Genomic DNA, 12,321 nt, shown 5'->3' with positions numbered 1-12,321 from the left:
TTATTCGGGCGATTGACCCTTCACACCTCCATCATACGGGGCACTCCTGTTTTTTTCAAAGCCGCTAGCTTAGCGTATACAGGAATGTTTAGGTCGGTCGCGAGTGGTGCAGGGGATCGGCACGGTTACAATCGCAACGGGTTAATCTGGAACCCCCTGTTAGCCGCCATCCCTCGTGGATGCGTGGATTGAAAAGGCGTTCCCGATGAAGCTCTGACCTTCCCCACTCTTTTGCATCCCTCTCTGCAGCGTTCGGCCATTGCGGTCCATCGCGGGCGCCGCTTCGCGACAACGCACACGCTATCGATAGAAATGCCCCTTTTGAAGTGTAGCCGTCCATGGTAAACTTGTTCATATTTGTAGATGTTCAACACTGCCAATAATGGGAGGGGACGGATGACAAGGCTCAGCCTGAGGCAGCAATTCATAATGCTCTTCGCGCTATTGATCGTGCCGGTGCTACTGGTGAACGTCTACGGCAACCGGCAGGCGGAGTCGATCCTCCAACGCAACGTGACGGATGCGTATGTGGAGCTGATCAAGCAGAACCGCCAGCTGCTGAGCCGGGATCTGGACACCATCAACCGGGTGTCAAGCTCGATCATGCTGCACCCCGCCGCGCAGCAGATGCTGCGGGAGCCGGAAGCGACGGTGCGCCGCCATCTCGACAAGTATCAGGAGCTGGATAAGCTGCTGTCGAGCTCGTCGCTCGGCGTTAACGGCGGCCAGGCGGTGTATTATTATTTTTTCGTCAACGATCCCGACAATCTGTACAGCTTCGCCCCGCAGGCGCCGCTGGCGACGATGGACCGCGCCGGCGTCTACTTCATGACGGACGAGAAGACGCGTCCGCCCTGGTACGAGACAGCCGTCGCCAACAAGGGCAAGGGCGAGCTGATGCTGCTGGAACACTTCGGCACGAGCGGCAAGCGAACGGTCGCCTATGTGCGCGCGATCAACGACGTCTCCGATCAGAATGCCGGCCTGATCGGCGTGCTCGTGGCGGCGGGCGTGGAGAAAAAGCTGCAGGAATCGCTGCCCGCCGTATCGATGCTGGAGGGCGACGTGTACGTCACGGACTGGTCCAACCGCATCCTCGCCTCGACGGAGATGGAGCGGCTCGGCGAGACGCTGGAGCTGCCGCCGGTGGCCGCGTGGCCTGTCGCGCCGTCGGGCACGATGCGCGTCGCCGACGCGGAGACGATGTATGTCGTCGATTACAGCTACGGCATGCGGCAAAAGCTCGTCTATCGCATTCCGCTGCGGACGCTGTTGTCCGGGCAGCGCGGCTTGCTGAATGTGTTAACGCTTTCATATATCGTCTATGCCGTCTTCATCCTGGCGGTGATCGCGTACCTGTGGCGCTCGCTCGTCAATCCGCTGCGCCGGATGGCGCGGTTCGCGACGTCATACGAGCCCGGCCGGATGGTGCCGGACCCGCCGGGGCGGCGGCGCAAGGACGAGGTCGGCGTGCTGCTCGGCGCGCTGCACGAGATGGCGAAGCGGATCAACGCGCTGGTCCAGGGCAAGTATGAGCTGGAGATCCGCCAGCGCGAGGCCCAATTGCAGCTGCTGTACCAGCAGATCAATCCGCACCTGCTGTACAATACGCTCGAGAGCATCTATTGGAAGAGCGTCGAGGAAGGCCGCTCGCGCGCGGCCGATATGATCAAGGATCTGTCCGTGCTGATGAAGATCGGGCTGAGTCGGGGCCGCGAGCTGATCCCGCTGCGCGAGGAGCTCGAGCATGCCCAGGCGTATGTGAGCCTGCAGCAAAAGCGGTTCGGCTATGCCTTCCGCGTCGAGTGGGATCTCGATCCGGCGACGGCGGAGGCGCCGATCCCGAAGATTACGCTGCAGCCGCTCATCGAGAATGCGATTCTGCACGGGGTGCGAAAAATGGCGGACGAGGGCCGCATCGTCATTCGCACGTCGGCCGAAGGCGGGGAGGTCGTCGTCGCGGTGCGGGACAATGGCTATCGGCCGGTCGATTACGCGTCCATCGCGCAGGTGCTCGCCGATCCGGGCAGCGGGAGCGGCTACGGCATCCGCAACGTCCAGCAGCGCATCCGCCTGCACTTCGGCGACGACTACGGTCTGCGCTATGCCCCGGCCGAGGATGGGGACGGCGGGACCTGCGTCACGCTGCGGCTGCCGGCGCGTGCGGACGAGGCCGGGGCGCCGGCGGATTGAATGCGCCAGCGGAGCGACAAGCGGGGCATCGGCCGGCGAGTGGCAGGATGCTGCGGCACATAAGGAGGGGAAGCGCATGTACCATGTGCTCGTCGTCGACGACGAACCGTTGATCGGCCAGGGCGTCAGCCGCTTGCTGGCTGCATCCGGCCTGCCGATCGGCCGGGTGCATCTGGCCTTCGACGCCTACGAGGCGCTCGATTGCATCCGGCTGGAGGAGATCGATCTGTGCATCACCGACATTCAGATGGGGGAGGTCAGCGGGCTCGACCTGATCCGGCAGGCGCGGCTCATCAAGCCGTGGCTGCAGACGATCGTCATCTCGGCGCACGAGATGTTCCAATATGCGCAGACGGCGGTGCGGCTCGGGGTCAAGGACTATCTGGTCAAGCCGCTCAATGAGGAGCAACTGCTCGTCTCGGTGCGCAATACGCTGCTGCGCAGTTCGCAGCCGGGGCCGCTCTCGGGGCCGGTCGCAGGAGCGGTGAGCGGCGATGCGGCCGAGCCGCCGGGCGCGCCCGGCCCCGGCTCGTCCGGCAGCAGCTTCCGCATGGCCGAGCCGACGTCGGAGCTGGGCGAGCTATTGCGCGCGCTGATGGAGCCGGACGCGCCGCCGGCGACGTGGGCGCGCCTCGAGCAGGCGAGCGGCATGCGGCTGGACGGGCCGGACTATGCAGTCATCTGCGCGGAGCTGGACTTCGGCGAGACGCACGCGGCGCACGATGCGGAGCTGCTGCGCTACGCCGCGCTCAACATCGCCGAGGAGGTGCTGCACGGCGAGCTCAGCCATGTCGCGGCGTACACGGCTCAGGACGAGATCGCGATCCTGCTGCAGTGGAGCGATCCGCCGTCCGCGCAGCCGGCCGATCCGCCCCCGGCCGATCCCTCTGGCAAGCCGTCCGCGCAGCCGTCCGCCGCGCCGGCGGACCCGCTCGCCGGCGCGGCGCGGCCGGGCAAGCTGGACGAGCTGGACATGTACGGCCGTAGCCTGCAGCACAATTTACATACGTATCTCAAGCTGGAATGTTGGATCGGCATCAGCCAAGTGATGCGGGAGCGCTCCCATGCGGCCAAGCTGTTCGAGCAGGCCCGGCTGGCGCTGACCTGCCGCCGGGATTACCCCGATCACGCGGTCTTTTATTTCGGCGACTTCGCATGGAGCCTGCTTCAGGACGAGGCGGCGAGCGAGGAGGGACGCCGCGAGTGGAACAATCGGATTGTCGAGCAGGCCAAGGCGAGCATTGAGGCGGACTATCGCCAGAAGGGGCTGACGCTCAACGAGGTGGCGCGTCGCAATCATGTCAGTCCCAACTACTTGAGCTACCTGTTCAAGAAGCACACCGGGCTCAATCTGTGGGAATACGTGGTCCGGCTGCGGATGGAGGAGAGCAAGCGGCTACTGGAGCAGACCGACCTGCGGCGCTACGAGATCGCCGAGCGGATCGGCTACGAATCGCCGGAGCATTTCAGCAAGGTGTTCAAGAAGCACTTCGGCTTCAGTCCGAGCGAATGGAAGCGCAAGGCGCCATAACACTGCCCATAAAAACGCCCATAAAAATGCCCTTAAAAATGCCCTTAAAAATGCGCATAAAAATACGCATAAGAATGCCCATGATCTGCATAGATACAGACCTGTTGTCCATGCCGCCGCTCCTCTACAATGAAGCCATATTGAGCCGCGGCCTGTGAACCGACAGGCCGCGCGGAGTGGGGGAGTGGCAATGGAGCACATCGCAGCAGAGGTGCGCGCGCAACGCGCGTCGCCCGGGAAGTCGCGCATGGCCGGCAAGCTGCGCCGGCATTTTTGGGGGTACGCCTTTCTGGTGCCCGCGATCGTCGTATTCGCGTTGTTTTTGTGGATGCCGATCGTCAAGGGCATGGTGTACAGCCTGCAGCATATCGATTTTGTCAAAGGCAATACGTACGTCGGGCTGGACAACTACCGCACGGTGCTGAGCGATCCGGTGGCGGGCAAGGCGGTCCGCAATTCACTCTATTATATGGCGCTGTGCCTGTTGATCGGCTTCTGGGTGCCGATCGGCTTCGCGATCGCAATCTCGGAGCTGCGCCGCTTCCAGGGCTTCGCCCGCGTCGCGGCCTATCTGCCCAACGTCATACCGGTCGTCGTGCTGTACGGGCTGTGGCGCTGGCTGTACGATCCGATCGGCCCGTTCAATGCGCTGCTGATGAAGCTCGGGCTCGATCAGATCGCCTTCCTCACCAATCCGTCGTGGTCGATGATCGCGATCGTGATCATGGAGACGTGGCAGCAGTTCGGCTCGGCGCTGCTCATCTATCTGGCTGCGGTGCTGACCGTGCCGCGCGACTGGTACGAGGCGGCCGAGATCGACGGCGCCGGCGTCTGGCAGCGCATCCGCCATATCACGCTGCCTTCGATTCGCCATCTCATCGTACTGATGCTGCTGCTGCAGGTGATCGGCACGTCGCAGGGCTTCCAGTCGCAGCTCGCGCTGCTCGACGGCGGGCCCAACAACACGACGATGACCTACGCGCTGTTGATCAACAAGTACGCCTTCACGCGGCTCGATTACGGCGCCGCCTCGGCGATGGGCGTGCTGATGTTCGTCGTGCTCGGGCTCGTCGCGATTGTCCAATACCGCTGGCAGGCGAAGGAGGAATGAGCCGATGACATCGCATGAACGAGGCATCCTGTCGCATTCGGACTTGCGCCGCCCGCGCATGAGGCTCGCCTACGGCGCGATGCTGGCGGCGATCGCGCTGATGATCGCGTCGATGCTGTATCCCTTCACGGTGACGATCTTCAATGGGCTGAAGCTGAATACGGATCTCAATGCGTTCCCGCCGCACTGGCTGCCGCGCAGCTGGCACTTCGAGAATTACGCGACGGCCTGGCGCTATATCGCCCTGCCCGGCTTCCTGGGCAATACGCTCAAGATCTTCGTCGGCAATATGGTCGCCACCGTGCTCGTCACGGGGCTGGCGGCGTACAGCCTGTCGCGGCTGCGGGTGCCGCGGCGTCAGTGGATCTATCTGTTCTTCATGATCACGCTGTTCATCCCGCCGACGACGTACATCATTCCGAACTTCATGAATCTCAAGTCGCTTGGCCTGCTCAATACGTTCTGGGCCTTCTGGCTGCCGGCGGGGGCGAGCGCCTTCTACCTGCTGGTGCTCAAGAACTTCTTCGACTCGATCAGCATGGAGCTGTTCGAATCGGCGCGCATCGACGGCGCCTCGGAGCCGCGCTGCTTCTTCCAGCTGGCGCTGCCGCTGTCGGTGCCGATCTTCGCCACGCTGGCGATCTTCGTCTTCGCTACCGCCTGGAACGACTGGTACTGGCCCTCGCTCGTCATGCACAGCAACCGCACGTATCCGCTCGCGACCGCGGTCTACAAGTACGTCATCGAGGTGCGGCGTCTGGACAATAACATCAAGTTCGCGCTGCTCTCGATGGTGACGCTGCCGCCGGTCGTCGTGTTCCTGCTGTTCCAGAAGTACATCGTGCGCGGCCTGCACCTGGGCGGCGTGAAGGGATAGGGTGCGGGGAGGAGGAGGCGAGCCGGTCGGGGATGCGTAGATGCGCACATCATTGCCGTCGATATGGACCTCGCCCGCTCCGTCAAGCGTCCAGTATGATGAAGGGGCAAAGAATCCGAATGATGCCAAAGGGGAGATCGAAGTGCGGAAAACGATGGTCACACTGCTCGGAATGATGATGCTCGCAGCGCTGCTGCTGGCGGCTTGCAGCAACGGCGGCAGCGCAGGCGGGGACGCAGGAGGCGGTGCGGAGCCGGTCGGCGCAGGCAGCGGCGGCGCGAACGGCTCGGATGCGGCGAACGGAGAGGGAAGCGACGCCGGCCCGGCGGAGAAGATCACGATCAGCATCTATTACCCGACCCCGGACCGCGAGGACGACCGCAAGCTGGAGGACGACAAGATCCGGCGTTTCACCGAGCAATACCCGAACGTGGAGGTCGTCAAAAGCGACTGGCAATACAGCCCCAACGAGATCGGCATCAAGATGGCGGCGAACGAGGCGCCGACGCTGTTCAACACGTACGCCACCGAGGGTAAATTCCTGGCCGAGCGCGGCTGGGCGGCGGATATCACCGCGCTGTTCGACGACTACGCGTACAAGGAGCAGATGAATCCGATCCTGCAGGAGCAATTCATCCTGGACGGCAAGGTGTACGGCATCGCCCAGCGCGGCTATGTGACAGGCACGGTCGTCAATACGAAGATGCTGCGCGAGCGCGGCGCCGAGGTGCCGCCGCTCGACTGGACGTGGGACGATCTGCTGACGACGGCGCCGGCGGTCGCGGACCCGGGCGCGGGCATCTCCGGCATTGCGCCGATGGGCAAGGCGAACGACGCCGGCTGGAACTGGACGAACTTCCTGTTCGAGGCGGGGGGCGAGATTCAGGCGATCGAAGGCGGCAAGGTCGTCGCCAAGTTCAACTCGGAGGCGGGCGCCAAAGCGCTGGACTTCTACAAGCGGCTGCGCTGGGAAGCGAACGCGATCCCGCAGGACTGGGCGCTCGACTGGGGCGACGCGGTCGGCTCGTTCGCCCAGGGCCGCACGGCGATGGTCATCGCCGGCCCGGACGGCCCGGTCGACCAGGGGCTCAACCAGGGCGGCATGAGCCCGGATGACATCGCCGTCTACCCGATGCCGGCGATGGAAGCGGGCGGAGCGCATACCGGCGTGCTGGGCGGCGACTATCTGGTCGTCAATCCGAACGCTTCCCCGGAGGAGCAGGAGATGGCGTTCCGGTATGCAACGTTCGACTACTTCTCCGACAACTTCCTGACCTCGCTGGAGGCCAATATCCAGGCGCGCAAGGACGACGGCAAGTATTTCATTCCGCCGGTTATCGAATACTTCGACATGGAATCGGCGTTCGGGCAGAAGGTCAAGGCCGTGTACGACAAGTTCGATAATGTCTACCAATACGACCCGGCGAGCATCGCCCTGATGGACGGCAAGCCGGAAGCGCAGTTCAACACGCAGGACTACTATGCCACGATGACCAATGTCATCCAGGAAGTGTTCGCCAACGAGAACGTGGACGTCCAGGCCCAGCTCGACGCGGCGGCGCAGCTGGTGCAGACGGAATTCCTCGACCCGATCGAAGTGAAGTAAGCGTGCATGGCCCAGCGGTCCCGGGAACGGGGCCGCTTCTTTGTCGCGTGGCGCGCAAAAAGAGATCGCGTCCGCTGCAGCAAGGCGGGCTGCCGAGCTCGATGGACGAATGTACCCGCTTCGTGCCAGCGCTCCTCGCAGATGGGTAATTTCGCTCCTATCCTGCGTGGAATCACACCTTAAGGCGAGGGCCGAAGCGCTCTATAATGAAGATACCCGCCGGATCTGCGGCACTCAGGGAAGCGCGGGGGAAGGGAGGAGAAGGCGGCGAGGGGGCAGGGCGCCCCATCGCGCAAGCGGGGCCTGTATATGTAAGCGCAAACAAACTGAACGAAAATGGGAGGATGGGTAATGAATAAGAGGGATACGGGCAGGGCCGCCGGTCAAGGATGGCATCGGATGAGCCGAACGACGCGAAGGAACCAAATGCAACAAGCGCTGCAAGCGCAACAAACGCGGCGAATCCCGGCCCTGCGAGGTCGCGGGCTCGTCTGGCTGGGTCTTGCGGCGCTGCTGCTCTTCGCGGCGCTGGCGCCAATCGGTCCGCTGCCGGCGGCGGAAGCCGCGAACGGGCCGAATCTGGCGGCGGGCAAGAGCGTGACGGCGAGCGGCTACAATGACGTATATCCGGAGAGCAAGGTCAACGACGGCGATCCGGCGTCTTACTGGGAGAGCGTCAACAACGCCTGGCCGCAATGGATCGAGGTCGATCTGGGCAGCGCGGTCACCGTGGACGAAGTGGTGCTGAAGCTGCCGCCGGGCTGGGAGGCGCGGACGCAGACGCTGACCGTGCAGGGCAGCGCGGACGGCTCGAGCTATGCGACGCTGGCCGCATCGGCAGGCTACGCCTTCGATCCGGCGCAGGACAATGTCGTGAGCATCGCGATCGGTGAGACGGCGGTGCGCTATGTCCGGCTGACGTTCTCGGCCAATACGGGCTGGCCGGCGGCGCAATTGTCCGAGCTGGAGGTGTATGGCACCGCTGGCGGGGAGTCGGATACGCAGGCGCCGAGCGCGCCCGGTAATCTAACGCTGACGGAGGAGGGAGCCTCCGGTATCCGGCTGGAGTGGACGGCCGCATCGGACAATGTCGGCGTGACGGCCTACGAGATTCATGCCGGCGGACAGCTTCTGGCCACGGTCGGGGGCGCGACCTTGAGCTACACGGCGAGCGCGCCGAGCGGTACGGTCAGCTACTACATCGTGGCCAAGGACGCGGCCGGCAATGCCTCGCCGCCCAGCCATACGGTGACGTTCAGCTCGGGGGGCGCGCAGGGGGACGAGACAAATGTCGCGCTCGGCAAGCCGATCGCCGCCTCGTCGACCGTCCATACGTATGCGGCCGCCCATGCGAACGACGGGGATACGTCGACCTACTGGGAAGGCGGCGGACAGCCGAGCGAGCTGACGGTCGATCTGGGCTCCGATCACACGCTCGACCGCGTCGTCGTCAAGCTCAATCCGGCATCCGAATGGGGCGTCCGCACGCAGACGATCGAGGTGCGCGGGCGCGCGCAGGATGCGAGCGGGTTCGCGAGTGTCGCGGGAGCGCAGGCGCATGCCTTCGATCCGGCTGCAGGCAATACGGTGACGATTCCGGTGACGGCGACCGTACGCGACGTGCGGCTCGTCTTCACGGCCAATTCCGGCGCGCCGGCGGGACAAGTGGCCGAATTGGAGGTATGGGGCACGCCCGCGCCCAATCCCGATCTGACGGTGGACCAGTTGTCGTGGACGCCGTCCGCGCCGAGCGAGGCGGACGCGATCACGCTGAGCGCGGTCGTGCACAATGATGGCGAGATCGGCTCGGCGGCGACGGACATCCGCTTGTATCTCGACGATACGCTCGCTGGCACGGCGCAGGTCGGGGCGCTCGCGGCGGGGGCCTCGCAGACGGTCGCGGCGACGATCGATCCGCAGCAGGCGGGGACCTATGCCGTGCGCGCTGTTGTCGACGAGGACAATGCGGTGATCGAGATGCGGGAGGACAACAATACGGCGACCCACCCGTCCGCGCTCGAGGTCGGGGCGATCGCCAGCGCGGATCTGGTGGCGGCCGCCTCCTGGAATCCGGGCAGCCCGGCAGCGGGCGATCCGGTCGCGTTCCAGGTGACGCTGCGCAATCAGGGCAATCAGGCGACGACGGCCGGGCCGCACGACCTCACGCTTACGCTCAAGGACGGGCAGGGGACGACGCTGCAGACGCTGACCGGCGCCTATTCGGACGTGCTCGCGCCCGGAGCGGAGCAGACGATCGGGATGGGCAATTGGACGGCGGCCGACGGCAGCTATACGGTGACCGCGACTGTATCGCCGGACGCCGGCGAGGCGGCGTCCAAGCAAGGCAACAACTCGAGCACGAAGTCGCTCTACGTCGGCCGCGGCGCGAATATGCCGTTCACGCTCGTCGAAGCGGAAGCGCTGTCCAATCCGACCAACGGCACGGTGCTGGCGCCCAATTACGAGCTAGGCGACTACGCCGGGGAGGCATCCGGACGCTCGGCGGTGCGGCTTGATGCGACGGGCGAGTATGTCGAATTCGAGCTGACGTCTCCGGCCAACGCTTTCGTGCTGCGCAGCGCGGTCGCGGAAGGCGCGTCGGGTACGGTCAGCTTGTATGCGGACGGGACGAAGGCGGGCGCCTTCAACGTCAGCTCCACGTTCTCCCATGTGTACGCGACGCCGGACACGCTCGGCCGGCTGGGGTACGACAACGAGCCGGGCGCCGGGCTGACCGCTTATTGGCTCTATGAGGACGCGCAGCTGCTGCTGGATCAGGTGTATCCGGCGGGCACGACGATCCGTATTCAACTGGACGCGGGCGACATCTCCTGGATTTACCTCGACTTGATTGAGACCGAGCAGGTCGCGCCGCCGGCTGTCAATCCGGACCCTGCGCTGTACGTCGAGGTGTCGGCGACCAAGTCGATCGAGCAAGCGCTGACCGAATTCCGCCAGGATGCGGGCAAGCAGGGCATCTTCATCCCGGCGGGCGAATGGACGATGAACGGCAAAATCTATCTGTACGGCCGCAGCACCGAGATCGTCGGCGCCGGACCGTGGCATACCAAGCTGAAGGCGCCGCAAGATCAGACGAACACCGACATTGGCTTCAACATCGGCGCCACGGCCAACGGCTCGACGATCCGCGATCTGTCGGCATGGGGCAATTACGTCTACCGCGTCGACGGCCCGGGCAAATTCATCGACGGCAACGGGATGCAGGACGTCACGGTGGATAACCTGTGGGTGGAGCATTTCATCTGCCTGTACTGGGGCGTCAATTCCTCCAATAATACGTTCACGAACAACCGCATCAAAAACGTGTTTGCCGACGGCATCAACATGACGAACGGCTCGTCGTACAACCTGATCGACAACAACTATTCGCGCGGCTCGGGCGACGATGCATTCGCGCTGTTCAGCGCGATCGACGCCGGGGGCTCCTACAATGTCGGCAATACGTATTCGAACCTGACGGCGACGAACGTGCGGCGGGCGGCGGGCTTCGCCGTCTACGGCGGCTCGGGCAACCTGTTCCAGAACCTGTACGCCGCCGATACGCTCACCTATCCGGGCCTGACGATCAGCAGCCTGAGCTTCGGGTACAACACGCTCGGCTTCGGCGACGTGGATACGGTGATCGACGGCGTCACGCTGGATCGTACGGGCGGCGACTTCTGGACCAGCGTCGGCGCGGACGACAAGATCAACAACTACCAGAACTTCGGCGCGATCTGGTTCTACGGCGGGGACCGGGCGTTCCAGAATATCCTGGTGAAGAACGTGGACATCAACGATCCGATCTACTATGGCCTGATGTTCCAGACCAAGTCGCCGGAAAATCTCGCAATGGACAATGTGCGCGTGGAGAACGTCAGCATCAACAATCCGGGGCGCTACGGCATCAAGCTCGTCGTACGGGCCGAGCAAGGTCAGGGACCGGCGGTCGGAGAGGCCTCCTTCACGAACGTCCAGGTCAACAATCCGGGCGTGCAGGCGATCTACGGCGAGGCCGGCAGCCCCGACTTCGACGTCGTGCGGGTGAGCGGCAACAACTGGTGATCGCGTGGCGGGCGCGGAGCAGAGAAAGCCGCTTCGTCGCAGGCGGGACCGCTTTGTCTCAAGCTCATAGAAGAGCGGCGTACTCGATACGAAAGTATATGATCTCGCATATCCTTGTCTAAATTTCTCGGAACGAAACGGGTTGCGCCGTAAAAGACGGCCTGCCCGTTTCGCCTTGGCCAAAAGCCCGCCTCGCCGTTTCGCCTTGAAAGATAAGAAGGTATAAGCTGATCGCTCATACCGGTCTTATCTTTCTCGGAACGAAACTTACTCGGCCATAAAAAGCCCGCCTCGCCGTTTCGCCTTGAAAGATAAGAAGGTATAAGCTGATCGCTCATACCGGTCTTATCTTTCTCGGAACGAAACTGACTCGGCCATAAAAGCCCGCCTCGCCGTTTCGCCTTGGCTAAACATTCCTGTAAACGCTAAGCTAGCGGCTTTGAAAAAAACAGGAGTGCCCCGTATGATGGAGGTGTGAAGGGTCAATCGCCCGAATAATCCATCAAGGAGGCACTCAAGATGAATCATACACGAATGGAGCTTACAAATCAACGGATCGCCCGCATCACAGCCGAACACGCCATCGTCGGCATCGACATTGCCAAGGAGACGCACGTCGCCCAAATCGTCGATTTTCGAGGGATGACCTTGGCGCGGCGCGCGCTCCCCTTTCCCAATACGCAAGCCGGGTTCCAGAAGCTGCGGGACTGGATCGAGGCGGCCTGCGCCCAGCACGGGAAGGTGGCGTACCTCGTGGGCATGGAGCCGACCGGCCACTATTGGTTCAATCTGGCCAATGCGCTGGTGGAGCAAGGCGTGGCTGTCATGCTGGTCAACCCGATGACCACGCACCGCAACAAGGAAAATCGGGACAACAGCCCGTCCAAGAATGACGCCAAGGATGCGCTGGTCATCGCGGAGTCGGTCAGCCGCGGGTT

General features: G+C 63.6%; 7 protein-coding genes. All 7 read left to right on the top strand.

Annotated features, from left to right (window positions below; all coding sequences use genetic code 11):
• Positions 1–396: 396 nt before the first annotated feature.
• Positions 397–2,193 carry a cache domain-containing sensor histidine kinase gene (locus tag IDH44_RS25755; protein WP_190921691.1) on the top strand — a complete coding sequence of 599 codons (1,797 nt, stop codon included), beginning with the start codon at positions 397–399 and terminating at the stop codon, positions 2,191–2,193.
• Positions 2,194–2,269: 76 nt separating this feature from the next.
• Complete coding sequence (locus IDH44_RS25750) at positions 2,270–3,724, top strand: response regulator (RefSeq protein ID WP_190921690.1); 1,455 nt, start codon at positions 2,270–2,272, stop codon at positions 3,722–3,724.
• 247 nt (positions 3,725–3,971) lie between these two features.
• A complete protein-coding gene (locus IDH44_RS25745; protein WP_190921694.1) occupies positions 3,972–4,835 on the top strand; it encodes a carbohydrate ABC transporter permease in 864 nt (287 codons plus the stop codon).
• A gap of 4 nt (positions 4,836–4,839) precedes the next feature.
• Entirely contained in the window at positions 4,840–5,712 is an 873-nt protein-coding gene (locus IDH44_RS25740) for a carbohydrate ABC transporter permease (protein ID WP_190921689.1), read from the top strand.
• Between the two features lie 142 nt (positions 5,713–5,854).
• Positions 5,855–7,318: an ABC transporter substrate-binding protein gene (locus tag IDH44_RS25735; protein ID WP_317890260.1), complete on the top strand. Its 1,464-nt coding sequence runs from the start codon at positions 5,855–5,857 to the stop codon at positions 7,316–7,318.
• Positions 7,319–7,717: 399 nt separating this feature from the next.
• Entirely contained in the window at positions 7,718–11,383 is a 3,666-nt protein-coding gene (locus IDH44_RS25730; RefSeq protein WP_223870050.1) for a discoidin domain-containing protein, read from the top strand.
• Between the two features lie 519 nt (positions 11,384–11,902).
• Positions 11,903–12,321: IS110 family transposase (locus IDH44_RS25725; protein WP_190921688.1), on the top strand; the 419-nt coding region annotated here is incomplete at its 3' end.

Source organism: Paenibacillus sabuli (genome assembly GCF_014705605.1).
Taxonomy (GTDB): domain Bacteria; phylum Bacillota; class Bacilli; order Paenibacillales; family Paenibacillaceae; genus Paenibacillus_D; species Paenibacillus_D sabuli.
This window is presented reverse-complemented; position numbering and strand designations above follow the sequence as displayed.